The sequence below is a fragment of the Sphingopyxis selenitireducens genome, assembly GCF_051550705.1.
Lineage (GTDB): Bacteria > Pseudomonadota > Alphaproteobacteria > Sphingomonadales > Sphingomonadaceae > Sphingopyxis.
In genome coordinates this window covers 114,829-140,542 of the sequence record NZ_JBPULG010000002.1, presented here as the reverse complement: position 1 = coordinate 140,542, position 25,714 = coordinate 114,829, and the positions used below count along the sequence as shown (strand labels likewise).

Annotated in this window: 24 protein-coding genes; 9 read left to right on the top strand and 15 right to left on the bottom strand. The window is 64.4% G+C overall.

The window, feature by feature from the left end:
* Positions 1–141: 141 nt before the first annotated feature.
* Together ACSYDV_RS06610 and ACSYDV_RS06605 are read left to right on the top strand one after the other, a co-directional pair.
* Positions 142–576, top strand: a complete 435-nt coding sequence (locus tag ACSYDV_RS06610; RefSeq protein WP_438322992.1) for a hypothetical protein — start codon at positions 142–144, stop codon at positions 574–576.
* 58 nt (positions 577–634) lie between these two features.
* Positions 635–1,306, top strand: coding sequence for a glutathione S-transferase family protein (locus ACSYDV_RS06605; RefSeq protein WP_438322991.1), 672 nt, complete (start codon positions 635–637; stop codon positions 1,304–1,306).
* A 107-nt stretch (positions 1,307–1,413) separates the two neighbouring features.
* On the opposite strand, the gene ACSYDV_RS06600 is transcribed toward ACSYDV_RS06605, so the two are convergent.
* Both ACSYDV_RS06600 and ubiG read right to left on the bottom strand, forming a co-directional pair.
* Positions 1,414–2,016, bottom strand: coding sequence for a YdeI/OmpD-associated family protein (locus ACSYDV_RS06600; RefSeq protein ID WP_438322990.1), 603 nt, complete (start codon positions 2,014–2,016; stop codon positions 1,414–1,416).
* Positions 2,004–2,729, bottom strand: a complete 726-nt coding sequence (ubiG, locus tag ACSYDV_RS06595) for a bifunctional 2-polyprenyl-6-hydroxyphenol methylase/3-demethylubiquinol 3-O-methyltransferase UbiG (protein ID WP_438322989.1) — start codon at positions 2,727–2,729, stop codon at positions 2,004–2,006. Before ubiG ends, ACSYDV_RS06600 begins: the two co-directional genes overlap by 13 nt.
* Positions 2,730–2,885: 156 nt before the next feature.
* On the opposite strand from ubiG, the gene ACSYDV_RS06590 reads away from it, so the two are divergent.
* A complete protein-coding gene (locus tag ACSYDV_RS06590; protein WP_438322988.1) occupies positions 2,886–4,133 on the top strand; it encodes an aspartate kinase in 1,248 nt (415 codons plus the stop codon).
* A gap of 47 nt (positions 4,134–4,180) precedes the next feature.
* Here ACSYDV_RS06590 and ACSYDV_RS06585 read toward each other — a convergent pair whose 3' ends face one another.
* A complete protein-coding gene (locus ACSYDV_RS06585; protein WP_438322987.1) occupies positions 4,181–4,765 on the bottom strand; it encodes an inner membrane-spanning protein YciB in 585 nt (194 codons plus the stop codon).
* A 105-nt stretch (positions 4,766–4,870) separates the two neighbouring features.
* Between ACSYDV_RS06585 and ACSYDV_RS06580 the strand changes: the two genes are divergently transcribed.
* Positions 4,871–5,461, top strand: coding sequence for a TetR/AcrR family transcriptional regulator (locus tag ACSYDV_RS06580; RefSeq protein ID WP_438322986.1), 591 nt, complete (start codon positions 4,871–4,873; stop codon positions 5,459–5,461).
* Positions 5,462–5,551: 90 nt separating this feature from the next.
* Here ACSYDV_RS06580 and katG read toward each other — a convergent pair whose 3' ends face one another.
* Complete coding sequence (gene katG, locus ACSYDV_RS06575; RefSeq protein WP_438322985.1) at positions 5,552–7,741, bottom strand: catalase/peroxidase HPI; 2,190 nt, start codon at positions 7,739–7,741, stop codon at positions 5,552–5,554.
* A gap of 383 nt (positions 7,742–8,124) precedes the next feature.
* Between katG and ACSYDV_RS06570 the strand changes: the two genes are divergently transcribed.
* Entirely contained in the window at positions 8,125–8,277 is a 153-nt protein-coding gene (locus ACSYDV_RS06570) for a hypothetical protein (protein ID WP_438322984.1), read from the top strand.
* A 76-nt stretch (positions 8,278–8,353) separates the two neighbouring features.
* Here ACSYDV_RS06570 and ACSYDV_RS06565 read toward each other — a convergent pair whose 3' ends face one another.
* Together ACSYDV_RS06565 and ACSYDV_RS06560 are read right to left on the bottom strand one after the other, a co-directional pair.
* Positions 8,354–10,825, bottom strand: a complete 2,472-nt coding sequence (locus ACSYDV_RS06565; protein ID WP_438322983.1) for a TonB-dependent receptor — start codon at positions 10,823–10,825, stop codon at positions 8,354–8,356.
* A 112-nt stretch (positions 10,826–10,937) separates the two neighbouring features.
* Complete coding sequence (locus ACSYDV_RS06560; protein WP_438322982.1) at positions 10,938–11,108, bottom strand: YezD family protein; 171 nt, start codon at positions 11,106–11,108, stop codon at positions 10,938–10,940.
* Positions 11,109–11,299: 191 nt separating this feature from the next.
* Here ACSYDV_RS06560 and ACSYDV_RS06555 point away from each other — a divergent pair, with 191 nt between their 5' ends.
* The 4 genes from ACSYDV_RS06555 to ACSYDV_RS06540 all read left to right on the top strand — a co-directional run bounded on the left by ACSYDV_RS06555 (position 11,300) and on the right by ACSYDV_RS06540 (position 15,955).
* Positions 11,300–12,304, top strand: a complete 1,005-nt coding sequence (locus ACSYDV_RS06555; protein WP_438322981.1) for an NAD(P)H-dependent flavin oxidoreductase — start codon at positions 11,300–11,302, stop codon at positions 12,302–12,304.
* Positions 12,305–12,336: 32 nt separating this feature from the next.
* A complete protein-coding gene (locus ACSYDV_RS06550; RefSeq protein WP_438322980.1) occupies positions 12,337–13,083 on the top strand; it encodes a hypothetical protein in 747 nt (248 codons plus the stop codon).
* A gap of 90 nt (positions 13,084–13,173) precedes the next feature.
* Complete coding sequence (gene ptsP, locus ACSYDV_RS06545; RefSeq protein WP_438322979.1) at positions 13,174–15,471, top strand: phosphoenolpyruvate--protein phosphotransferase; 2,298 nt, start codon at positions 13,174–13,176, stop codon at positions 15,469–15,471.
* Between the two features lie 67 nt (positions 15,472–15,538).
* Positions 15,539–15,955, top strand: coding sequence for a GFA family protein (locus ACSYDV_RS06540; protein WP_438322978.1), 417 nt, complete (start codon positions 15,539–15,541; stop codon positions 15,953–15,955).
* Positions 15,956–16,223: 268 nt separating this feature from the next.
* On the opposite strand, the gene ACSYDV_RS06535 is transcribed toward ACSYDV_RS06540, so the two are convergent.
* From ACSYDV_RS06535 to ACSYDV_RS06495, 9 genes are all read right to left on the bottom strand, one after another.
* Positions 16,224–17,585 carry a serine hydrolase domain-containing protein gene (locus ACSYDV_RS06535; protein ID WP_438322977.1) on the bottom strand — a complete coding sequence of 454 codons (1,362 nt, stop codon included), beginning with the start codon at positions 17,583–17,585 and terminating at the stop codon, positions 16,224–16,226.
* A 1-nt stretch (position 17,586) separates the two neighbouring features.
* The gene (locus tag ACSYDV_RS06530) at positions 17,587–17,940 is read right to left on the bottom strand and encodes an MmcQ/YjbR family DNA-binding protein (RefSeq protein WP_438322976.1); all 354 of its coding nucleotides are present in this window, start codon (positions 17,938–17,940) and stop codon (positions 17,587–17,589) included.
* A 17-nt stretch (positions 17,941–17,957) separates the two neighbouring features.
* A complete protein-coding gene (locus ACSYDV_RS06525; protein WP_438323648.1) occupies positions 17,958–19,244 on the bottom strand; it encodes a replication-associated recombination protein A in 1,287 nt (428 codons plus the stop codon).
* A gap of 40 nt (positions 19,245–19,284) precedes the next feature.
* Complete coding sequence (locus ACSYDV_RS06520) at positions 19,285–20,442, bottom strand: glycosyltransferase family 4 protein (RefSeq protein WP_438322975.1); 1,158 nt, start codon at positions 20,440–20,442, stop codon at positions 19,285–19,287.
* 53 nt (positions 20,443–20,495) lie between these two features.
* A complete protein-coding gene (locus ACSYDV_RS06515) occupies positions 20,496–21,437 on the bottom strand; it encodes a hemolysin family protein (protein WP_438322974.1) in 942 nt (313 codons plus the stop codon).
* Positions 21,438–21,466: 29 nt separating this feature from the next.
* On the bottom strand, positions 21,467–21,964 hold the full coding sequence (ybeY, locus tag ACSYDV_RS06510; RefSeq protein WP_438322973.1) for an rRNA maturation RNase YbeY: 498 nt from the start codon (positions 21,962–21,964) through the stop codon (positions 21,467–21,469).
* Positions 21,965–22,075: 111 nt separating this feature from the next.
* A complete protein-coding gene (locus ACSYDV_RS06505; RefSeq protein ID WP_438322972.1) occupies positions 22,076–24,109 on the bottom strand; it encodes a transglycosylase domain-containing protein in 2,034 nt (677 codons plus the stop codon).
* 446 nt (positions 24,110–24,555) lie between these two features.
* Positions 24,556–24,966 (bottom strand): hypothetical protein, encoded by a 411-nt coding sequence (locus tag ACSYDV_RS06500; RefSeq protein WP_438322971.1) that lies wholly within the window; start codon positions 24,964–24,966, stop codon positions 24,556–24,558.
* A gap of 405 nt (positions 24,967–25,371) precedes the next feature.
* Positions 25,372–25,698, bottom strand: coding sequence for a low molecular weight protein tyrosine phosphatase family protein (locus ACSYDV_RS06495; protein ID WP_438322970.1), 327 nt, complete (start codon positions 25,696–25,698; stop codon positions 25,372–25,374).
* Positions 25,699–25,714 lie beyond the last annotated feature (16 nt).

The window sequence follows — 25,714 nt, the reverse complement described above, 5'->3', positions numbered from 1 at the left end:
GTGGGGCACAGGGAGGATATGCGCTCACCCCGCCCTAGCCCCGTCTCACCGCTCCCCCTTCCCCGTTCAGCACAGCGAAAGCGTAGTTTCTCTAAAGAACGCGCCATTCATGGACTCGCGTCCTTTGAAAGGATGAAGCCGATGCCCCGTTGGACCCTGACCGCCCTCCCCCTGCTCGCGCTCACCGCGCCGCTGCCCGCGCATGCTGCCGACACGCGGGCGCAAAGCACGGTTGAACGGCTGAACGACCCGGTCGAGCAGGATCGCATGGCCGACACCGTCGCCGCCATGGTCCGCGCGCTGATGCAACTCAACGTCGGCCCGCTCGCCGAAGCGGTCGCGCGCGTCGATCCCGAATCCGATGCCTCTTACATCCCGCCTGATGCCACGCTCGGCGAAATCGCCGGCCATGATGATCCCTATTATGCCGAACGCGTCGGCGACGATGTCCGCGCCGGCACCCGCATGGCGGGTCAGGCCGCCAGCACGCTCGCGTCTTATGCCCCGGTCCTCAAGGATATGGCGCGTGATCTTGCTGCGCAGTGGGAAAAACAGCTCGACGCGCAGCGTCGCTAAGCACCACTCTGCGCCATAGGCGTTGCCACCCCGGCCCCGCTGACGCTATGCCGGAATCATGTGGCAACTCTATCAATTCCCCCTCTGTCCCTTTTCGCGCAAGGTTCGCCTTTTGCTGGGCGAAAAGGGGGTCGGTTATGATCTGGTGCGCGAATCGCCGTGGGAACGGCGCGACGAATTCATCGATCTGAACCCCGCCGGGCGCACCCCGGTGATGGTCGATCAGGCGCGTGGGCAGGTGCTGATGGACAGCAATGCGATCGCCGAATATTTCGAGGAAACCGTCGAAGGCAAAGCGATGATCAACGGCACCGCGGCCAACCGCGCCGAGATCCGCCGCCTGACCGCGTGGTTCGACCATGATTTCTATTATGAAGTCACCGGCCCGCTGCTCTTCGAACGCATGCAAAAACGCATCGTCCACCGCCAGCCCCCCGACGCCGGCGCGCTGCGCGAGGCGATGAAGGCCGCGAACAACCATCTCGACTATGTCGACTATCTGATCGACCATCGCACCTGGCTCGCCGGCGCGACGATGAGCCTCGCCGATCTCACCGCCGCCGCCCATATCTCGGTCGCCGACTATCTGGGCGGGATCGACTGGACGGGACACGAACAGACCAAGGGCTGGTATTCGGGCTTGAAATCGCGCCCGAGCTTCCGCCCCCTGCTCGCCGAGCGGATGGAAATTGTCAGCCCGCCGAAATATTATGAGGATGTGGACTTCTGACCACATCCCGTCGCCCCCGCGAAGGCGGGGGCCGCTGGCAGCCTGAAACCGTGCCATCGTGGCAAGCCGACTGCGGCCCCCGCCTTCGCGGGGGCGACGACCATTCCTCAGCAGCCCTTATATTTCCAGTTGCGATCCTTGCCCTCGGCAACCTGCGCCACGATCGTTTCGATCCGCTTCACGCGGGTCTCCTCGCGCTTCGCCTCGATCACCCATTCGATATAGTCGCGGCGCTTGCCGGGCGAGAAAGCGTCCCAATGCGCCTGCGCGGCGGGATTCGCCTTCAGCGCCGCAGCCAGATCGGCGGGCATATCGAGCGCCGCCTTGGGCTTCGGCGCCGCTCGCTTCGGCTTACCTTCGGCCGCCAGCAGCACCGCCTTGGCGATCATCGCCGCCATCGCCGCGTCATCCGGCAAATCGGCGATCGAGGTAAGCCGTCCCATGCTCCCCATCGCACCGGTATCGCGCGGCGAACCCGTCACCTCCTCGTCGCGCCAGAAACCGAAGGTCGCATGTTCCTTGAACGCCGCCATCCCCGCCAGATTCTGACCGTTCAGCGTAAAATGCGGGACGCCCCATTTCAGCGTCTCTTCGGCGCCAGGTGCATAAACATGCACCAGTTCGCGCAAATGGGTCAGGATCGGCTGCGCGAAAGGCTTCGCCTTTGCGATATAGGCGTCAACGCGCGGGTCGCGAATTACCCCGGCCACCGCGCCGCGAGCAGATAATTGAGCGCCTCGCTGCCGCCAATCTTGAAACCCTTGGCCGCCGAAGGCGAAAGCCCGCTACGGTCGATCACTTCCAGACCAGCATCCTCGATCATCCCGGTCAGTTCCTCAGGCTTCAGAAACTGGTCCCAGTCATGGGTCCCGCGCGGCACCGCGCCGACGCGCTCGGCGGCCTCGACGAGCAACAGCTTCGACCACATCGTCCGGTTCGGGGTCGACAGGATCATCAGCCCGCCGGGTGCCAGCCGCGCGGCAAGTTCGCCGATAAAGGCCGCAGGATCGGTGACATGCTCGACCACCTCCATCGAGGTGACGAGGTCAAAACTCGCCGCCGGCAGCGCCGCCAGCTCGCCGGCATGATAGGTGATCGCCAGCCCCTGCCCCGCCGCATGCTCCCGCGCCGCGGCGATATTTTCGGGCGCCGCATCGACCCCGGTCACCAACGCTCCCATCCGCGCGAGCGGTTCGGCGAGCAGCCCGGCACCGCAGCCGACGTCGATCGCTCGCCGTCCGGCAAGCGGATAACGCTCGCGCGCATCGACATGCCAATGCACATCGACCTGCTCGCGGATATAAGCCAGCCGCACCGGATTAAGCTTGTGCAGCATCGCCGAGCTGCCATGGGGATCCCACCAGTCGGCGGCCAGGGCGCCGAAATGAGCGGCTTCCTGCGGATTGATTGTCGCGGCGTTCATGGAACAATCTGTGGCACTCCCCCCCGTCCGGCGCAAGAAATTTACCGTGCATGTGTTGCCGCCCTTGCCATTCCCGCTCCCCTTCCGTAACAGCGGCGCGCCGCAGAAATGCTTGGAAAAGTTGCGGCGGAAACCAGTTCAAGAAAGCAGGGTGACATGGCGCGGATCGTGATGAAATTCGGGGGTACGTCGATGGCGGGCACCGAGCGGATTCGCACCGTTGCGAAACTCGTGTCGCGCGAAGTCGCCAATGGCAACGAGGTCGCCGTCGTCGTTTCGGCGATGGCGGGCGAGACCGACCGCCTCGTCAATTTCTGCCGCGAAGCCAATCCGCGCTACGACCCCGCCGAATATGACGTCGTCGTCGCGGCGGGCGAACAGATCACATCGGGCCTGCTCGCGCTGACCCTGCAGGCGATGGGGACCCCGGCGCGCAGCTGGCTCGGCTGGCAATTGCCGATCCGCACCGAAGAAGCGCATGCGCGCGCGCGCATTTCGAACATCGACACCGGCGCGCTCGCCGCCTCGATGGCCAAGGGCGAAGTCGCCGTCATCCCGGGCTTTCAGGGCCTGATGGAGGACGGCCGCGTCGCTACGCTCGGCCGCGGCGGGTCGGACACCAGTGCGGTTGCGGTTGCCGCCGCGCTTAAGGCCGATCGCTGCGACATCTACACCGACGTCGACGGCGTTTACACCACCGACCCGCGCATCGTCGCGCGGGCACGCAAGCTCGACTTCGTGACCTATGAAGAAATGCTCGAGCTCGCGAGCGTCGGCGCCAAGGTTCTGCAGACCCGCTCGGTCGGCCTCGCGATGAAGGAAGGCGTGCGTGTGCAGGTCCTGTCCAGCTTCGTCGAGGGCGACGAAGCTCCCAAGACAGGCACGATGATCGTCAGCGACGAGGAAATAGAGGAACATCAGATGGAACGGCAGCTGATCACCGGCATCGCCCACGACAAGAATGAAGCGAAGATCATCGTCACCCGCGTGCCCGACCGGCCGGGCGGCGTCGCCAACATCTTCGCCCCGCTCGCCGCAGCCGGGATCAATGTCGACATGATCATCCAGAATGTCGGCCGCGACAAGGGCGAGACCGACGTGACATTCACCGTCCCCGCCGCCGATCTGATCCGCTCGATCGACATGCTCGAAGCCGCGAAGGACAAGATCGGCTTCAACCGCATCATCAGCGACGACAAGGTCGCGAAAGTCAGTGTTGTCGGCGTCGGCATGAAAAGCCATGCGGGCGTTGCGAGCACGATGTTCCGCGCGCTGGCCGACCGCGGCATCAACATCCAGGCGATCTCGACCAGCGAGATCAAGGTCAGCGTGCTGATCGACGAGGATGAAACCGAACTCGCGGTGCGCGTCCTGCACACCGCCTACGGCCTCGACGCCGACTAAGCCTCTCGCAAGCTGTTCCCCGGCGAAAGCCGGGGTCCACATCCCTTCTATTCGGTTGCCAGAGCTTGCCGTTCGCCCTCCGCGCGGCGGCGCAGCCGCGCCTGTCCGATGAAATGGACCACGATGATGTGGACCGCGAACAGGCCGAACTTCGACGCCAGCGGGAATATCCCGATAAACAGCGGCCACCACTGGGTGAAGAAGAGCGCAACGACGAGGTTCAGCCCCGCGCTCGCGAACATCAGCGCAGCCCAGATCATCCCGAACCGATCCATGACATCGCCCACCAGCGCCAGCTGTTCGGGCAGGATATAGCGGTTAAGCCAGCCGCGGCGCAGCATCACGCTCCCGACGACCAGATAGACGATCGTCGGCTTCGCCATCACGAAACGCGGATCGCCGGTGAAAAGCGTTGCCGCGGCGGTCAGCAGCACCGACGCGAGGCTGATCCACTGCAGCGCCGCGACTTTCCTGCCGCGCGCCAGTTCATAGCCGACGACCGCAACGGCAACCGCCGTACCCGCGACCGTTGCGGGCACGATCCCCGCCCCCGCGACCAGCAATATGGCAAAGACGATGATCCCCAACGAGTCGAACAGCATCGGCCCGAGGGCATAGAGCAGGGTTTTCATCCGCCATTCCTTTCGGTTCAATATTTCCACTGTCAATATTGACGCCCACCCGATCGGCGTCAAGTCAAAATTGACAGCGTCAATATCGAGGCGCTAAGCCGGGCCATGACCAAACCCTATCATCATGGCGATTTGCGCGCGGCGCTGCTCGCCGCCGCCGAGACCATCGTGAACCGCGACGGCGTCGCCGGCCTCACCCTGCGCGGCGTCGCGCGCGAAGTCGGCGCCTCACACGCCGCGCCCAAAAATCATTTCGACGACCTGACCGGCCTGCTCAGCGAACTCGCCGCAATCGGCTTTACCCGCTTCGCCGACCGCATGGCAAACGCGGCGGCGGCCGAAACCTCGGCGCAGGACAAGCTCAACGCCACCGGCCGCGCCTATGTCGAATTCGCCCTCGCCGAGCCCGGACTGTTCCAGCTGATGTTTCGCGGCGAACGCCTCGACAAGGCGCGCCCCGCGCTGCACGAAGCGATGGCCCGCGCTTTCGGCACGCTGACCGGCGCGGTCGCCGCGCTCCACACCGACGACCCCGCCGCCAAACGCGCCGCCCGCGCCCACGCCGCCCGCGCGTGGAGCATGGTCCATGGCTATGCCATCCTGCTCCTCGACGACCGCCTCAACCCGCTGCTCGACACCGAGGCTCCGAGGGCCGACGCGATGGTGCTGCTCGACGACATGCTGACGCTGGGCTGAAAAGCACAAAACCCGCCTCCGACAGGGGAGACGGGTTTCGCATGTCTTGTGAGCTGGCCCGGGAGAGGCTTTGAGCCCCTCCCGGCCGCCTCAGGCGACGTCGAACCGGTCGGCGTTCATCACCTTGGTCCACGCCTTGACGAAGTCGCGCACGAACTTTTCCTCATGCCCCTTCTCGGCATAGACTTCGGCGGTCGCGCGCAACTGCGAGTTGGAGCCGAAGATCAGGTCGGTGCGCGTCGCGGTCCAGCGCTGGGTGCGCCCACCGCGATCATAGCCGATGAACTCCTCGTCGCCGCTGGTATCGACGACCTCCCAGATCGTATCCATGTCGAGCAGGTTGACGAAGAAATCATTGGTGAGCTGACCGACGCGATTGGTAAGCACGCCATGCTTGCTGCCCCCCGCATTGGCGCCGAGGACGCGCAGCCCGCCCACCAGCACCGTCATTTCGGGTGCGGACAGGCCCAACAACGACGCGCGATCGAGAAGCAGTTCCTCGGTCTTCACGCGATGTTTCGTCGCCAGATAGTTGCGGAAGCCATCAGCCTTCGGCTCCATCACGTCGAAGCTTTCGGCGTCAGTCAGCGCATCGGTCGTATCACCGCGCCCGCCGGTGAAGGGCACCGCGATATCGAAGCCGGCATCCTTCGCCGCCTTCTCGACCGCCGCGCTGCCCGCCAGCACGATCGCATCGGCCAGCGACAGATTGCCGCGCAGCTCATTGATCTTGCCAAGCACCTTCGACAGCTCGGCCGGATCATTGACCGCCCAGCCCTTTTGCGGCGCCAGCGCCACGCGTGCGCCATTGGCGCCGCCACGATAGTCCGACTTGCGATAGGTGGAAGCCGACGCCCACGCCGCCTTGACCAGTTCCCCGACGCTGAGCCCCGAGCCGAGGATCGCGCTCTTGAACGCCGATACGTCGCCATCCGACGGCTTGGCTCCGGCCGGAACCGGGTCCTGCCAGATCAGGTCTTCGGCGGGAACTTCGGGGCCAAGATAGCGGACCTTGGGCCCCATGTCGCGGTGGCACAGCTTGAACCATGCCCGCGCGAAGGCGTCCTTGAACGCTTCATGATCGTTCCGGAACTTCTCCGAGATCTTGCGGAATTCGGGATCGACTTTCAGCGCCATGTCGGCGGTGGTCATCATCGTCGGCACGCGCTTGCCCGGATTATGGGCGTCGGGCGCCTTATCCTCTTCCTTCTGGTCGATCGGCTGCCACTGCTGCGCGCCAGCGGGACTGCGTACCAGTTCATATTCATAGTCGAGCAGCAGACGGAAGAAATTCTCCGACCATTCGGTCGGCGTGTTGACCCACGCCCCTTCGATCCCGCTGGTGATCGCATGCGCGCCCACCCCGGTTTCAAAGCTCGACGACCAGCCGAGCCCCTGCAAGGTGAGATCGCCTCCCTCCGGAGCCACACCCACCAGGCTCGCGTCGCCCGCGCCATGCGCCTTGCCGAAGGTGTGGCCACCGGCGGTCAGCGCGACCGTCTCCTCATGGCTCATCGCCATGCGCTCGAACGTAACCTTGATGTCGCGCGCCGACAGCAGCGGGTCGGGATTGCCGCCCGGCCCTTCGGGATTGACGTAGATCAGCCCCATCTGGATCGCGGCGAGCGGATTTTCGAGGTCGAGCTGTTTGTCGGGGTCGATGCGCGTCTGCACCCCTTCGCTAACCCACAGATCCTCGGCGCCCCAGTAAATGTCGCGCTCGGCCTCATAAACATCCTTGCGGCCCCCGCCGAAACCGAACACCGGCCCGCCCATCGATTCGATCGCGACGTTGCCCGCGAGAATGAACAGATCAGCCCAGCTGATCTTGCTGCCGTATTTCTGCTTGATCGGCCACAGCAGGCGGCGCGCCTTGTCGAGATTGCCATTGTCGGGCCAGCTGTTGAGCGGGGCGAAACGCTGTTGCCCGCTGTTCGCGCCGCCGCGTCCGTCGGCGGTGCGATATGTGCCCGCGGCGTGCCACGCCATGCGGATGAAGAACGGGCCGTAATGACCATAGTCGGCGGGCCACCATGGCTTGCTGTCGGTCATCAGCGCGGTGAGGTCATCCTTGACCGCCTGATAGTCGAGCGACTTGAAAGCCGCGGCATAATCGAAATCCGCACCCATCGGGTCGGGCGACACGCCGCCCTGATGCAGGATTTCGATCGGCAGCTGATCGGGCCACCAGTCCTTGTTCGTCCGGCCGAGCAGCGAGCGGAAACGGTCACCGCTGACCGGACAACCTTTTGCGGGATCCACGGGGGTTTCGGCGTTCATACAGTCTCTCCTCTTATGGTCGTTGGGCCTGTTATGGTTTTGGGACGCGATGGCGTGTCGGGATGACCGGCGCATGACGGCGGAACGGCGGCCGCCGCACCGGATCGCAAAAAACGCAGGAAAACCATGAGTCGATGGCATCATCCTTTCGCTCTGACCGGGGCAGGATAGGCGGCGCCTTCCCATCGACAAAACCAAATATGCTGAATTCAGTAAGTGAGTGATCCGATTAGAAACGCCTCGGCACGCCAGGCATCATGGCCCTCGTCTCAAATGGGCCACGCCCCGACGATCAGCTGGCATTGGACGGAACATGGGCGACGGCGGCGGGTTCCTGAAGGGTCGCGAGATGATCGCATGCCGCGACTGCAAGGAGAAGGAAAGTGGCTAACGACCCCAACCAGAACCAGAAGAAAACGCCGGCCCAGCGCGAGGAAGAACAGCGCCGCCAGCAACAGCAGCAGGGCGGCCAGAACCGCCAGCCGGGTGAACAGCGCCGCGAAGACGGCGATCAGAATCGCCCGCAGCAGCGCTAACCCGCCTGCATGAGAAAGGGGCCGCTCCATCGGAACGGCCCCTTTTCTTTTTTGCGCGGCTTTCGCCTTCGACGGGTCAGAAGCTCGCCTTGATCGTCCCGCCCCAAGTGCGCGGATCGCCCGGTAAGCCGACGATCAGACCGGTGTTGCCCGGACCGACGCTCAGCTGCTCCAGATAATTCTGGTCGAACGCGTTGCGAACCCAGCCATAGATGTCGAAGCCCGATTCCGTCCGGAAACCGGCGCGGAAGTTCGAAAGCGAATAACCCTCGATCCAAGTATAGGCCGAGGGCGACGGGTTCGACGAGAAGTTCGAACGATAGCTGCCGTCATAGCCCAGATAAAATTGGCCATCTTTCCCGAACAATTTGGACTCGGTGTTCGCTTCCGCGCCGAAGGAAAGAGCCAGCTTCGACACGCCCGGCAGGCGCTGACCCGAGATATCGCAGTTCGAGGGGCTGTTGCCCGGCGTTCCCGGCGCGGCGATCACCGCCCCGGTCCCGCCACCCGACAGTTCTGGCGGGCACGGCGCATCGACGAAACGCTTGTACTTGGCATCGGTGTAGGCGCCATTGGCATAGGCGCGGAACCGCTCGCTCGGCCGGACCGACAGATCGGCCTCAATGCCTTGCGTGCGAACCTTGCCCGCATTGGCCAGATAGCCGCGCAGCACGCCGAACTGGCCGTTGTTCACATTGGCCTGATAATTTTTGATGTCGGTGCGAAAGGCCGTGAGGTTGAAGGTGATGCGGCGGTCCCAGAACTCGCTCTTCACCCCCGCTTCGAAATGATTGACCGATTCCGGCTTCACCGTCGCGGCGGCAAGGATCGGATTGTTCGAACCGTCGGTCGGGACGCCATTCTGATTGATCCCGCCCGATTTGAAAGTCTTGGCATAGGTCGCATAGAAAAGCAGATCCGACGTCGCCTTGTACGTCGCGGTCAGATCGTAACTGAAATTCCAGTCGCTGAACGAGGGCGAGATTTCCTGCGGCGCAAAGACGCCCAGCCGCGCGACCGTGATCGCATCGGTCGGACCGAAGACGACCGGCGTTCCGTCGCCGGCAAAAACGCGGCGCTGATAGAAACCGTCCTTCTTGTCATAGTTCAGCCGCACCCCCGGCTGGATCGTGAACTGGTCGGTGACCTTCCAGCTCGCCTGCCCGAACAGCGCGGCGCTGGTGTTCTTGAGATATTGGGTGTTGATCGCGGTCAGCCCGTCGAGCACCGCCGGATTGTTCGCCAGCGCGTTTGTCGGATTGAGCGTCCATCGGCTCGACGCAGGGCCGTGGGCTTCGGTGCCCTGCGTGTCGATGCGCTGATAATAATAGAATCCGCCGACCACGAAATCGAACCGGTCGCCGGTGTAATTATAGCGCAGTTCCTGCGTATATTGGTCCTGCTGCGACGGATTCTGCGACTTGGTGACGATCGGCAGGCCGGTGAAATCGCGATCATTCTCCGGCTGCCAGTCCCAGAAGCGCCACGCCGTAACCGATGTCAGCGTGCCGGGTCCGACGTCCCATTTGACGCGAAGCGCGGCGCCGCCGATCTTGTTGCCCGCGTTGAGATTGGCGTCGAGGTCGGTCAGCCGGTCATAGGGATTAGTGCTCGGAACCACATAATTCTGCGCTGCGGCGAGCGCCGCATATTGCCGGTTGAGCGGCCGCTGCGTCGCGCCGGTGCGGACATAGACCGACGCGCAGCATACCGCGTCCTGCTTGTTCCAGTCGCCCGACAGGGTGATGCTGAGGTTGTCGTTCGGCTGCCACAGCAATTGCCCGCGAACACCGATATTGTCCTGGCTCTGGACCCAGCGGTCGGTCGCGACATTGCGAATGGTGCCGCGCCGGCTGGTCGACGAAATGGCGACGCGCGCCGCCAGCGTGTCGGACAGCGGACCCGAAATCGCGGCCTTCGCCTGCTTGAAGTTCAGATTGCCGATGCTGAGTTCGGCCTTCCCCTCGAAATCGAAGGTCGGCTGGTTGGTCGTGATATTGATCGCGCCCGCCGTCGTGTTCTTGCCGTACAACGTACCCTGCGGCCCGCGCAGCACTTCGATCTGCGCGACGTCGAGGAAGTCGAAGGTCGAGGAAGCAACGCGCGAATAATAGACGTCGTCGACATAAATGCCGACGCCCTGCTCGATCCCGTCGTTGGTCAGCCCGAACGGCGCGCCGATGCCGCGGATATTGACCGCCGTGTTGCGCGGGTTCGACGAATAATATTGCAGCGTCGGGGTCAGCTGCGTCAGGCGGCCGACGTTAAAGCTGCCCGTATTGTCGATCTGCTCGCCCGCGACGACCGAGATGGCGATCGGCACATCCTGGGCTGTTTCCTGGCGGCGACGCGCGGTGACGACGATATCGCCGCCATAGCTGCCCTGCGTGGTGGCGCTGTCATCGGCGGCGGAGGTCGCCGCGTCGGCGGCAGCATCGGCCGCCGTTTCATTGGCGGTGGCGGGTGTGGCGGCAAAGGCCAGCAGAAGCGAAAGCGTCAGCGAGGCGGCCGGAAGGCGTCGGCGAAGCGAAGGATATCTGGCAGTCATGGCAATTTCCTGTTGCAAAGAAAATCGCCACATCCGGTGGTCCGGTCTGCGGCAAGGCCGGGGGATGCGTCCCCCGTTGGGAGTTTAAATCAGGGTCGAATGGTGATTGACCCTAGTTGGGGTAGCGGTGGCGCTCGGTGACATCGACCTGCACCAGCCGCCCCTCGTGGACAGTCAGCTGGATGGCGCCAAAGCGCAGCTTGTCGAGTGCGTCGAGCACGGTCTGCACGGCAAGCGGAACGCTTTCGCGTTCGCTCTGCGCCGCATTTGTCGGCTGTGTCATCAGGATCCCTTTCCCTCTTTGGATTCGCCCATAAGCATATGCCAAGTGTTTTAGTTGACAATGATTGATTTGCTTTCTGCGCCGAAAGGTTGGGTTGGCGCGCCCAGTCGTTTGCCGGCGCGCGCCAGCAAAATGCCCCTTCTCCACGCCAGGGATTGCGCGCGAGTCCCAGTGCTGGCAAAGGCGCGGAGATGGATAAAATTCAACAACTGATGGCGCGCGGCACCGAACTTCTGGGCAGCGACTACGCCATCCTGTGCGGCGCGATGAGCTGGGTTTCGGAACGCAATCTGGTCAGCGCGATCAGCAATGCCGGCGGCTTCGGCGTCATCGCGTGCGGCGCGATGAACCCCGATCAGCTCGATGCAGAGATTGCGGCGACCAAGGCGCTCGCGACACGCAATTTCGGCGTCAACCTGATCACCATGCACCCGCAATTGTTCGAGCTGATCGACGTCTGCGCAAAGCATGGCGTCGGCCATGTCGTCCTCGCAGGCGGCTTGCCGCCAAAGGGCAGCCTGGAGGCGATCAAGGCGTCGGGCGCGAAGGTCATCTGCTTTGCGCCGACGCTGGCGATGGGCAAAAAGCTCGTGCGTTCGGGCGTCGATGCGCTGGTGATCGAGGGGATGGAGGCCGGCGGCCACATCGGTCCGGTGTCGACCAGCGTGCTGGCACAGGAAATCCTGCCGACGCTGGCGGAAGAAGTCCCGATCTTCGTCGCCGGGGGCATCGGCCGCGGCGAGGCGATCGCCGCCTATCTCGAAATGGGCGCATCGGGCGTCCAGCTCGGCACCCGCTTCGTCTGCGCAACCGAAAGCATCGCGCATCCCAATTTCAAAAAAGCCTTCATGCGCGCGTCGGCGCGCGAGGCGATCGCAAGCGTCCAGATCGACCCGCGCCTGCCCGTCATCCCGGTCCGCGCGCTCAAAAATGCGGGGACCGAGGCGTTCACCGCCAAACAGCGCGAAGTCGCCAACATGCTCGACAGCGGACAGGTTGACATGGCGGCCGCACAGTTGGAAATCGAACATTATTGGGCCGGGGCCCTGCGCCGCGCCGTGATCGACGGGGACGTCGAAAACGGCTCGTTAATGGCAGGGCAATCTGTCGGCATGGTATCAGAAGAAGAGAGCGTAGCGTCAATCGTCGCATCGCTGGTGCAACAGGCCGAAGCGGCGTTGCATGCTCGGGGTTGAAGCCGCATGATGGAGCGGCTGGGGAGAATATCATGAATTTGTCGCGTAAGATTATCGTCGCCGGTTTGCTCGCGAGCGTAGCCGCGTGCGCGCCCAAGCCCGTCGCGCCGCCTCCGCCCCCGCCGCCCCCGCCGGTTGCCATCGTCATTCCGCCGCGGCCGCTGCCCCCGGGCAACGCCGCCTTGACGCAAATCCTGCCCGCGCGCGGAATGGACGGCCGTTTCACGACCGCGAACAGCAATGTCACCGGGGATCGTGCCTTCTGGCAGATGAAGATCGCGCTGAACGTCGCCGCGATCGGTTGCCGCGGGCCCGAGGAAGCAACACTGGTTTCGGCCTATAACAATATCATCAAGACCCACGGCAAGGCGATCCGGACGACCGAGAAAAATGTGATCGCACAACTCGGCAAGGAAATGCGTACCAACGGAACCGCCGCGCGCGACAAATTGTCGACCCAGCTGTTCAACTATTTCGCCCAGCCGCCGGCGCAACGCTCCTTCTGCCCGCGTGCCAACGAGATTGCGCAACTGGTGTCGAGCACCCCGGCCGCGCAGGTCGTGGCGGACGCCCCGACGCATCTCGCCCGCCTCGACCAGCCCTTCCTCGACTTTTATGAGGCCTATGCCAAATATCAGTCGGATGTCGTGGCTTGGGACGCCAAATATGCGCCGCCGCCGCCGATCATGAGCGCCCCGGCGCCCATGAACCCCGTCGGCCCGACAAATCCGGCGGGCACGATGAGCGTCGTCCCGGCAACCGCGACACACAGCAACTGACGCGCCGCCTCATCCGGCCCAAGAAGAGATTGGCGAAGGTCGCGCGCGCAGCAATGGCGCGCGGCCTGCGCATCTGTTAGCAGGGCTGTAATGACCAACGCCCCGCTCCCGCCCTCGTCGGCCGCCCAATCGGCGCGCACCATATTGACCCGGTTGCACGAGGTCATGGCATCGCGCACCAACGCGCAGGGCAAGCTCAATCAGGTCGTCGGGATCATCGGCGAGTGCCTGGACAGCGAAGTCTGCTCCATCTACCTGCTGCGCGAAGGCGCACTGGAACTCTACGCCACTCGCGGGCTGAAGCAGGAGGCGGTTCACGTCACCCGCCTCGGCCTTGGCGAAGGGCTGGTCGGCATGATCGCCGACCAGATCGAAACGCTGAACCTCGACGAAGCGGCATCGCACCCCGACTTTTCCTATCGCCCCGAAACCGGCGAGGAATTGTTTCACAGCTTTGCCGGCGTCCCGATCATTCGCCGCGAGCGCGCGGTCGGGGTACTGTGCGTCCAGCACAGCGACCCGCGCCGCTACGCCGATATCGAGATCGAGACGCTGCAGACCGTCGCCATGGTCCTGTCCGAACTCATCTCCAACGCCGACCTCGTCGACACCGCCGCGCGCACCGACGCCGCAACGGCCGACCAGTCGGCACAGCGATTGAACGGGCAAAAGCTGGTCGACGGAATGGGCGCCGGGATCGCGGTGTTCCACCAGCCGCGCATCACCATCGAACATACCGTCGCCGACGATATCGAAGCCGAGCGTCACCGGGTTTACGCGGCGTTCGACAAGATGCGCGAACAGATCGACCGCATGACCAGCCAGGCCGAATTCGGCGTCGGCGGCGAGCATGACGAGGTGCTCGAGACGTACAAGATGTTCGCCTATGACGAAGGCTGGTCGCGACGGATCAACGAGGCGATCGACAGCGGCCTGACCGCCGAGGCGGCGATCGAGCGCGTCCAGCAGCGCACCCGGATGCGGATGCGCCAGATCGACGACGCGCTGCTGCGCGACCGCATGCACGATCTGGAGGATCTGTCGAACCGGCTGATCCGCATCGTGTCGGGCCAGATGGGCACCGCGGCGCAAATGGGGCTTCGGCAGGATTCGATCCTGATCGCGCGCAACCTCGGCCCTGCCGAACTGCTCGAATATGACCGCCGCCGCCTGAAAGGCGTCGTGCTGGAGGAAGGGTCTCTGACGGCCCATGTCATCATCGTCGCGCGCGCGATGGGTGTGCCCGTGCTGGGCCGCGTGCGCGATGTCCGTACCTCGATCCGCGAGGGCGACCTGCTGCTGCTCGATACCGCCAGCGGAGCGCTGCACGTTCGCCCGACACAGGCGGTGCAGGACGCCTTTGATGCGCGGCTGGAAATTTCGCAGAAACGGCGCGCCAACCTCGCCTCGCTCCGCGACCTGCCCGCAGTCACCAAAGATGGCGTGCCGATCGAGTTGATGATCAACGCCGGGCTGCGCGAGGATGTCGCCGCGCTCGACCTCACGGGCGCAAACGGCATCGGCCTGTTCCGCACGGAATTCCAGTTTCTGGTGTCGGCAACCCTTCCATCGCGCGACCGCCAGCAGCGACTCTATCGCGACGTGCTCGACGCCGCAGGCGACCGCCCGGTGATTTTCCGCACGGTCGACATCGGGGGCGACAAGGCGCTGCCCTATATGAACGTCGGCGACACCGCGCAGGAGGAAAATCCCGCGATGGGGTGGCGTGCGCTGCGTCTCGCGCTCGAACGCGAAGGCTTGCTGAAGGTGCAGGCGCGCGCGTTGATGGAGGCGGCCGCCGGGCGAACGCTCAACGTCATGTTCCCGATGGTGTCGGAACCCTGGGAATATGAGGCGGCGCGCAACCTGTTCGTCGGTCAGCGTGCCTGGCTCGCCAGCCACAACAAGAAATTGCCGGTCGCGATCCGTTACGGCGCGATGCTGGAGGTTCCGGGCCTTCTCGAAACGCTCGACCTGATGTTGCCGCACCTCGATTTCCTGTCGGTCGGGACGAACGACCTCACCCAGTTTCTGTTCGCCGCCGACCGCGCGCATCCCCGGCTGGCCGAACGCTATGACTGGCTGTCGCCGACGGTCATGCGCTACCTATCGCGCGTCGTGAAAACCGTCGCGGGATCGAAGGTCGCGCTGGGTGTCTGCGGCGAAATGGGCGGCCGGCCGCTGGAGGCGATGGCGCTGCTCGGCATCGGGATCGAACGCCTGTCGATCACGCCCGCTGGCGTCGGGCCGGTCAAGGCGATGATCCGCTCGCTCGATCTTGGCGCGCTGCGCGCTGCGATCCCCGCGATCCTTGCCCAGCCCGCACAGAATCCGCGCGGCCAATATCAGGCGTGGGCGGATAAACATGGCGTCGATCTCGGCGATTGAGCTTTCGCACAATTGCACCGGCCAATGTTTATGATATGTTCCCTCCTCCGAGGTGAGGAGAAACCATATGACCGATTCGAGCCCGCGCGCCAGCGGCCAATGCCATTGCGGCGCCATTCGCTATTCCATGCCGACCGCGGTCGAGCATCATGCGCTGTGCAACTGTCAGGATTGCCGTCGCCATTCCGGCGCCCCGCTCGTCGGCTGGGCACTCGTCGGACAGGATGAACTCGACCTCAACGGCACGCCGAAAATCTACGCGTCGTCGGAACATGGCCGCCGCCATTTCTGCGCCGACTGCGGGACCGGGCTTTTCTATACCAATGAAGCCATCTTCCCCGGCAAGATCGACGTCCAGTCGGCAACGCTCGACGATCCCGACCTGATCCCGGCCGGCGCACAAATCCAGACCGCCGAGCGTATCGGCTGGATGGAAAGACTGAACGACCTCCCCGCGTTCGAACGCTATCCGCCTTTCGAATAGGTGTCTCTGCCAACGCCAACAGACGTCGGCTTAGGGGTGGGAAGCTGCAATTCCCCTCACCCGTCGGGAGAGGGATACGCAGGCTTGGTTGCGTAGCAACCCTAGCCGAAGTTGGGTGAGGGGATCACCGGTAGATTGCTGAAATTGCCGGTTGCCAAACCTCACACACCCTCACCCAACCCTCGCCCAAAGGGAGAGGGCTTTTACGTCAACAACCGGTCGTTATCCGCCATTCGTTTTTCAGACCCTATGATCGCCAGGCAAGCGGTCAGCGGGCGCCATCGGCTGCAACGACGGCCTTGACCAGCGCCGCGATGTCGAGGCGCTCGGTGGCATCGTCATAGCCCTGACGAACGATCACCAACTGGCGCGACGGGATGACGACCAGATATTGGCCGCGATTGCCGAAGGCGCCGAACGCGTCGACGGGAATGCCGTCCGATTTGTTGAACAGCCAGAAACCCGCACCATAACCGAACGGACCATCGGGCTGCGGCCCGCTCGGCGTCGTGACAAAGCGGCGCCAGTCGGCAGGGAGCAGGCGCTCGCCCTTCCATAGTCCGTCATTCTGATAGAGCAGCCCCAAACGCGCGAGATCGCGCGCGGTCGTCGAGACCTGGCTCGACAGGATATAATCGCCATTCCCGTCATGTTCGGCGAAGGTCCGCGTCATACCGATCTTGTCGAAAAAGGCAGCAGGGTCGAGGGACCCCGATGCCTTTCGCTGCGCCGCCCGAAGCGACTGCACCGCAAGCAACGTGTCGTTGTTGGCATAGCGATAGCGGCTGCCCGGCGGGTGAAGCAGCGGCCATTGGACCGTCCACTGGCGCACCGACGCACCGCCCATATAAATGGCATCGGTGCGGTTGCCCGCGGTATCGCTGGTCAGCCCGCTCGCCATGCGCATCAGCTGTTCGGTCGTGATCGCGGCGCGCGGATCGCCGGGGGCCTGCCAATCGGCGATCATCGCGGGCTTCGTCACGTCGATCCGGCCCTGATACGCCGCATGGCCGATCAGCGTCGCCGCCATCGACTTGGCGACCGAGAAAGTTCGTTGCGCAGTGTGCGGACCATGCCCCGGCTGATACCATTCGGCCACGATCCGCCCTTGTTTGACGATCAACAGCGAGCTGCTGCGGCCGCCGAAACCGTCGAGGCCCATCGAAACCCCTGCGAAGGGCGGGACGCCTGCGGGCACCCCGACGCGCGCAGACCGATCGCCCAGCGGCCAGTTTTGATCGTCGAGGTTCGGCCGCGCCGCCGCGGCGGCCTGCCCCGGCGACCTCACCGCCGCACCGATCGGCAGGGTAACGCAGCCCTCGCGGCTGCCCCATATCGCGATGCGCGGCGGCATATCGTCGCGATACGCCACACTGACCCGCTTCGCCTTGTCGTCGATATCGGCCTTGAGCGCACGGACATCGGCCTCGATCTCGGGATAGATATGGGTCAGTTCGTCGCGCTCGATATCGGCGAGCGACTTGCCCGCGCCGTTCCACAGCGCCGAACAGGTGACGCCGGCGCGATATCCCGCCGCCCACGCCCGATTAATCTCCGCTTGGGCGTCGGCTGCATGCGCGGGTAGAGCGAATGCGGCGAACGCGACACCAATGGCCAGACCGCGCAACATCTCAGGGCCGCTCGCCAAATGCCTGCCGCTGCGGCTTTTTGGCGCGGTCCCACCAGGCCCGGCGGATGACGTCGGCGACGCGTTCGGGATCGGCCGATCCGAAACGCACGAGCAGCGCGTGCCAGCCTTCATAATGGGCGGTCTGCCAGAAAGTCTCGGGATCGGTTTCAAGCAGAATTTCCTTTTCGTCGGGCTTGCTCATGACAACGAAGCTGCCGGGCTCGCGCCCGGGCGACACCAGCGCCTTGCCGTTGAGCTTGGGACAGGGGGTGCCGTAAAAGGGCGCCATTTCGACGTCGGGAAGGCCGCAGGTGAAGGCAATCACATCGTCCCAATCGTCGAATGACGGCGGCATCGCCCTTCCCCTTCCTTTTATTCTCCGCGCAGGCGGCGCTGCTCGTCCCACCACGCCAGCCGCTCGCCGATCCGCTTTTCGAACCCGCGATCGACCGGGCGATAAAAATCCACCGGCGCCATCGCATCGGGCCAGTAATTATCGCCCGAAAAACCCTCGGGCGCATCATGGTCATAGCTATAACCCGCGCCATAGCCCAGATCCTTCATCAGCTTGGTCGGGGCGTTCAGGATATTCGCGGGCGGCGCGAGCGATCCCGTCTCGCGCGCCGCCGCCCAGGCCGCTTTCTGCGCCGCATAGGCGGCGTTCGATTTGGGCGCGGTCGCGCAATAAAGGCACGCCTGAACGATCGCGAGTTCGCCCTCGGGCGACCCCAGGAACTGATAGGCATCCTTGGCGGCCAGGCACTGGATCAGCGCCTGCGGATCGGCCAGCCCGATATCCTCACTCGCGAAGCGGACGATACGGCGCAGGACGTAAAGCGGCTCCTCCCCCGCCACCAGCATCCGCGCGAGCCAATAGAGCGACGCCTGCGGATCGGACCCGCGCATCGCCTTATGCAGCGCCGAAATCAGATTATAATGGCCGTCGCGATCCTTGTCATAGACGGGCATGCGCCGGTGCAGGAATTGCGCCAGCTCGGCGGGATCGAGCGGGGCGTCGAGGACTGCCGCGAACAGCGTCTCGACCTGATTGAGCAGGAAACGGCCGTCGCCATCGGCGCTGGAAATCAATGCGCCGCGCGCATCGTCGGTCACCGGCAAGCGGCGCCCGACCTCGGCCTCGGCGCGTTCGATCAGCGTCGCGAGCGCGGCTTCGTCCAGCCGCTGGAGCACCAGCACCTGCGCCCGCGACAGCAGCGCCGCGTTGAGCGCGAAGCTGGGATTCTCGGTCGTCGCACCGACAAGCACCACCGTCCCACGCTCGACATAAGGCAGGAAGCCATCCTGCTGCGCGCGGTTGAAGCGGTGAATCTCGTCCACGAAAAGCAGGGTTCGCTTGCCCGCGCTCGCCATCTTTTCGGCCTCGGCAAACGCCTTTTTCAGATCGGCGACGCCCGAAAACACCGCCGACAGTGCGGCAAAGCGCATCCCGACCGCTTCGGCGAGCAGCCGCGCGATCGTCGTTTTGCCGGTGCCCGGCGGTCCCCAAAGGATGATCGACGACAATTGCCCCGCCGCGACCATCCGCCCGATCGCGCCTTCGGCGCCGGTCAGATGCTCCTGTCCCACGACGTCGGACAGCACCCGGGGGCGCAGCCGTTCGGCAAGCGGAACCGGACCGGTCGCCGCGCCATCGCCCATGGGCGCATCGTCGCCGAACAAATCCCCGGCCACGACCGCCTCAGCCCCGGTGCCGCTGTTTCTGACGGATCAGGCGCAAATAGGTATCGGCGACCGACTTGTTGATCGCATCCCACTGATAGGCGCCGCTTTCGTTCAGCGCCGCCGCGCCATGCATCGCGCGCAGGGCCCAATCACGGCAATAAAGCTCCAGATCGTCGGCGAAGCTGCCGATCGACCCCGGCGACACCAGAAAACCGGTGATGCCATGCTTGACGATGCTCGCGCTGCCCGTTGCGCGCGCCGCGACCACGGGCAGCCCGCACGCCATCGCTTCCAGCGTCACATTGCCAAAGGTCTCGGTGACCGACGGGTTGAAGAACATGTCGCACGACGCCAGCGCGCGGGCGAGATCCTCACCGGCCTGAAAGCCGACGAACTTCGCATTGGGCAACCGCGATTCGAACCATTCGCCGGCCGGCCCCTCGCCGATCACGACTACTTCGTGCGGCACGCCGCGCCGCGCGAGCTGATCGATGGCGTCGGCAAAGACGTCGAGCCCCTTTTCCATCACCAGCCGGCCCAGAAAGGCGATGACCGGGGTCTCGTCGGCGATGCCCAGCGACTGGCGCCACGCCATATCACGCCGGCCGGGGTGGAAAATGTCGCGCTCGACGCCGCGGGTCCAGATGCCGATATCATAGTTCATCCGCTGTTCGCGCAGCACTTGAGCAAAGCTTTCGGACGGCGCGATCAACGCGTCGCACTTGCGGTACAGCTTGCGCAGCCAGGCGACCATCAGCGGTTCGACGAAGGAAAGATTATAATAGCGGAAATAGGTTTCGAAACGCGTGTGCACCGAACAGGCAACCGGCAGCTTGCGCCGCCGCGCCCACGCCGCCGCCTGCCGCGACACGCGGTCGGGGCTGGAAATGTGCAGGATATTGGGCGCGAACGCGGCTATATCCTCGCGTACCCGCGACGAAAAGGACACCGGAATGCGATATTCGCTACGCCCCGGAATCGCAAAGGACGGCACGCTGACCAGATCGCCGGTCGGTTCGAAATCGGGGTTGGCGACGGTCGGCGAATAGACGCGCACCGCCGCCCCCTGCTCCAGCAGATAGCCGACCAGCCGGTTCAGCGCCTTGTTGGCGCCGTCGACCGTCATATTGTAATTGCCGCTGAAAAGAGCGATGCGCAGGTCCGAAACGTCCATCGCGTTCCGCTAGTCCCATCGCGGCGCAAAGGCAATTGTGTCGGCCATCGCCCTCAATAGTCGTCGGGACGTTCCAGCGGCGCCTCCAGGTCGATTTCGACCGGCGGATGAAGGCGCAGGCGGTGGACCCGGCGCTCGTCGGCCTCGGTCACCTCGATGCGCCAGCCGCTGGGGTGCAACAGGATTTCGCCGACTTCGGGCACATGGCCCGCCAGCACCGCGGCAAGCCCGCCCAGCGTGTCGACATCTTCCTCGACCTCGACCAGCCGCGGATCGATCGCCTCGCCCACATCGTCAAGTTCGGCGCGCGCATCGGCCTCCCAGCAACCATTCTCGCCTGGCGAGAACAGCAGCACAGGCTCGTCGTCATGCTCGTCCTCGATCTCGCCGACGATTTCCTCGACCAGATCCTCGATCGTCACCAGTCCCTCGGTCCCCGAATATTCGTCGATGACGATCGCAAGGTGGGTGCGCTGCGCCCGCATATCGGCCAGCAGGTCCAGAACCCCCATCGATTGCGGGACATACAGCGGCTGGCGCAGCAGGTCGATCAGCGGCGGCGGCGGGCGGCCTTCGGCGAGGACCGCGAACACATCCTTGACGTGGATCATCCCGACAACCTCGTCGAGCGTTTCGCGATAGACCGGCAGGCGGCTGTGCCCCGCCTCGACAAACAGCGCGATAATGTCGGCAAAACTCGCGCTTTCCGAAATCGCGATGATGTCGGCGCGCGGCACAGCCACATCGTCGACCGTCTGCTCGCCAAAATGCAGAAGATTGCGTAGCATCTTGCGCTCGATCGGCGACAAATCGCCGACGACGCTGCTACCGCGCCGCTCCTGCCCCTCTTCCTCGGCCTCGTCGATGACATCCTCAATCTGCTCGCGCAGCGAGGGCTCGTTCGCGCCGCCGAACAACAATGTCCGGATGCCGGCCCAAAGGCCGGATCTACTGTCCTCTTCCGATCGGGTCGAAGATCCCTGGTCGTCGGGCATGTGGTCTTGGTTTCCTATGTTAATCCAGCTCACGCATATGGATTGGCGATGCCCAGCGATGCAAGCGCTTTCACCTCCAGCGCCTCCATCGCCGATGCTTCGGGGTCGTCGATATGGTCGTAACCGACCAGATGCAGCGTGCCATGGACCATCAAATGGGTCGCATGATCGGCCAGCGACACCCCCTTCTCCTCCGCCTCGCGCGCGCAGGTTTCGCGCGCGAGCACGATATCGCCGAGCAATATTTCGCCATCGTCGCTGTTCGACAGGCTTTCCAGCAGGTCGGCCTGTACCTGCGGAAAGGACAGGACATTGGTCGGCTTGTCCTTCCCGCGAAAATCGCGGTTGAGTGTCTGAACCTCGGCATCGTCGGTCAGCCGCACGGCGACCTCGACCATCGGCGCCGCATCGGCAAGGCTGGCAAAGGGCGTCAGCTTGAGCGCCGCCGCGACAGCCTCCCCGGCCCGCGCTTCCCAGTCGACGACATCGGGCCAGGGCTGGGCTTCATGGGATTCGACGATCAGCATATGGCGGTCCGGATATGGAAAGGCGCAGGCGCGTTGGAACAGGGATCGATCATCGCGGTGACGCTATCGCGGCGCGCCGATGGTGGACAGCGAAAATTTCTCCGGCCTTCGCTACGGTGGGGGCGGCGCGGGTTCAGCGGCGGGCGGAGGCCGGTCGATCGGCAGGCGCAAATCGATGCGATTGCCGCCGATTTCGGTCGTGATCACCGCATTGCCATCCTCGATCCCGACGCGGGTTCTATCCCCGACCGGAATCGCGCCCACGTCGGGAATGTCGAGCGGCTGAACAGGCCCGCGCGGATCGGCCGCCGGCGCAGGCGCCTTGCGCTGCTGCTTCTGCCCGCGCGCTTCGACCATGAAATCGCGCCAGATGCGCGCGGGAAGGCCGCCGCCAGAAATGCCCTGAAGCGGCGAATTATCGTCATTGCCGATCCATACCCCGACCACCAGCCCGTTGGCATAGCCGACGAACAACGCGTCGCGATTGTCCTGACTCGTCCCGGTCTTGCCGAAATTGGCCTGCGGAAGCCGGGCGGCGCGGCCGGTGCCGCGGTTAACAGCGGCGCGCAACATCTGTTCGATTGCCTCATGCTCCCGGGACCCAAAGCGGCTTGGCCCGCGGAACAGTTTTTCGAACCAGCCCATCTCCGCCGCCTCAAAGGCATGCGGCTCGACCGGATAGCTGTTCGCCGCGACCGCGGCATAGGCGGCGGTGAGTTCCAGCAAAGTCATGCTCGACGTGCCCAGGGCCAGGCTGGGATCGCCCTCGGCCATCGGCGCGGTGACGCCCAGGTCGCGCGCCATGCGGATCACCTTGTCGTCGCCGACTTCGCGCAGCAACCGCACCGCGGCGACATTGCTCGACGTCGCAAACGCATCCTCGAGCGTGAGCGACGGCGAATAGGAACCGCCTGCATTTTTCGGCCGGTACGACCCGGTTTCGATCGCCTCGTTGCCGATCCGGTCGTCGGGTTTCCAACCATCGCGAAGCGCCGCGAGATAGACGAATAATTTGAAGGTCGACCCCGGCTGCCGCCGCGCCTGCGTCACGCGGTTAAAGGGCGATGCGGCATAGTCGCGCCCGCCGACCATCGCCACCACCTCGCCATTCGGGCGCATCGCAACCAGCGCGACCTGCGCCTTGCCCAGCCCGGCGTGGCCGGTCACCCGCCGCGCGACGCCCTGAAGCCGCGCGTCGAGCGTCGTGGTGATCGTCTCGCGCGAATATCCGACATCGCTGAGCTTGCGTGCCTCGGGCAGCGCCCAGTCGGCAAAATAAGTGCCGGTTGGCAGCGTATTGCGGCTCCGCACATCGATCCTAGGCGCGCGCAACGACTTCGCTTCACCCTCGGTGAGATATCCGGTGGCGGCCATCGCCTTCAGCACCAGCCGCATTCGCTTTTCGGCAAGGTCGGGGTTTTTGGTCGGCGCGAGGCGCGAGGGCGCCTGCACCAGCCCCGCCAGCATCGCCGCTTGCGCCGGGGTCAGCTTTTCGGGCTGGCGATAGAAATAATGCATCGACGCGGCGCGCAGCCCGTAAGTGTTGTCGCCGAAATAGGCGTTCGACAGATAGCGTTCGAGAATCTCGTCCTTGGTCAGCCACGCCTCCAGCCAGAAAGCAATCAGCGCCTCGCGCGCCTTGCGGCCGAGCGTGCGTTTGGGCGTCAGGAAGGTGAATTTCGCGAGCTGCTGGGTGATCGTGCTGCCGCCCTGCGTCCGTCCGCCGGTGACATTGCTCCACACCGCGCGAGCGATGCTGCGCGGGTCGATGCCCCAATGGCTGTAGAAACGCCGGTCCTCGATCGCGAGGAAGGCGCCGGTAACATGCTTCGGCAGCGCCGCCGTCTTCACCGGCGTATCGACGATCGCCCCGATGCGCGCGATCGGCGACCCGTTCGACGCCAGCAAGGTAATCTGCGGCGGCGCGATCGGCTCAAGCGACTTCGACAGGGGCGCGGTGAGCGCGAGCCAGCCGACGAGCAGGATGAAAGCAACACAGAAAACCGCAAAGCCGCGCGCGATACGGCGAGCCCATTTGCGCCGGCGCGATTCGGGAACGGGCGCTGCCGCCGGCTCGGCCAGAGGCGCGCCCGGCATCGCCGCGGGGACCGGATCGGGGGCTTGGGCTTTACGGAACCATCTCATGCTTGGTTCGCGTATTACAATCACAACACAGCCTAGGCAAATGGCTTTGAAGGTAGCCCGTCTTTACAATGTGCTGGCCATCGCCGCGCTGGTCCGGGGTGTACGAACAGGATCTGCCTTGAGGTGCCTTCCTGACATTCGTCATCCCGGACTTGATCCGGGATCCACCGCAGCGCCGAATTCATGGCCCCCGGATCAAGCCTGTCCTGAGCTTGTCGAAGGGTCCGGGGCGACGACGACGGAGGGGCAATGAGATGGGAAGCCGACGCTTCTCCCCTCCCGCAGGCGGGAGGGGCAGCGAGGCTTGCCAGCTTGCTGGTTAGCCGCAGCGGGGTGGGCAAAACGCAACGCTGCTGGCACACCCCCAACCCCTCCCGCCTGCGGGAGGGGAGAAGAAGCGGCCGCCATCGGCCCCTTTCAAGTCACCCTAAACCCGTCCGGACCGGTCAAAACTGCCCCATGACGCCGATCGCCGCATAGCCGTCACCCAAATTGCCTTTCAGCTTCAGCTTCGGGAGCAGATCGAACGCTGCGGTTCCGTAAATTCGCGTCCGACCGCTGCTAATGCGCGCGCCCGCGCCGAGTTCGGCGAGCGCCGGAATCGTCACTGTCGCCTCAGCCTTGGCATAAGGTTTCACCTCGCGCTCGTCGTTGTCCGAATGGATCAGCAGCCCGCCGATCGGCCGCAACGTGATCGGCCCGGCGCGGAAGCCAACGCCCGCCCCCAGTTCGCCGCCCCAATGCCCCTGCGCACGCGCAAGATTGCCTTCGACTACCACGCCCTGGGCGCTGGCAGCCGCCGGAAGGGTCAGGACGAACAGTGCGCCGAGCAGCGCAGAGGATTTGAAAACTGGCAATTTATTCCCCGTGGTTGGATGGATCAGGCGACCCTATGAACGCGATCCAGCGCTCGCAAGCGACCAGACGGCATTTTGCGGCGGAGCGAGTCGATTGATCGACAGAGTCCTAGCAGCCGGCATTTTCGGCCGCCACGTCGACCTTGGGTGGCAAGGGCATAATGCCCATTTCCTCCCGCAAGTGGGAACTGCAACCGGTCGCGACCCGCCATTCCCGCTTCGTCACCCGGACCCTTCGACACGCTCAGGACGGGCTTGATCCGGGGTCCATGACTTCGACGCTGCTGTGGATCCCGGATCAAGCCTGTCCTGAGCGTGTCGAAGGGTCCGGGATGACGAGGATGGCGAGGTCAACTTCACGGTTGCAAGCCGCTCTTCCCGCTCTCCCGCCGATCGCAGCGCGAGTCAGGTCGGCAGATACCGCGACATTCTGGTCTTCAAAATCCCCACCAGCGCTTCGTCCATAAATTCATAGTCATCCGGAATGTCGAGACAGATGATCCGCGCATCCTTGAGCGCCGCGCGATAGCGCCGCTGCAATTTGCTGCGATGCGTCTTTTCCATCACGAAAATCATGTCCGCCCAGCGGATCAGCTCGGACGTCAGCGGATTTTCGGCGTCATTATTGGTTCCCGCCGACGCGGTCTCGATCCCCGGATATTGCGCAAATATCTGCTCGGCGGTCGGGCTGCGCAGCTTGTTCTGGCTACACACGAACAGGAAGTTTTTCACGCTCGCCAGCTGTGCT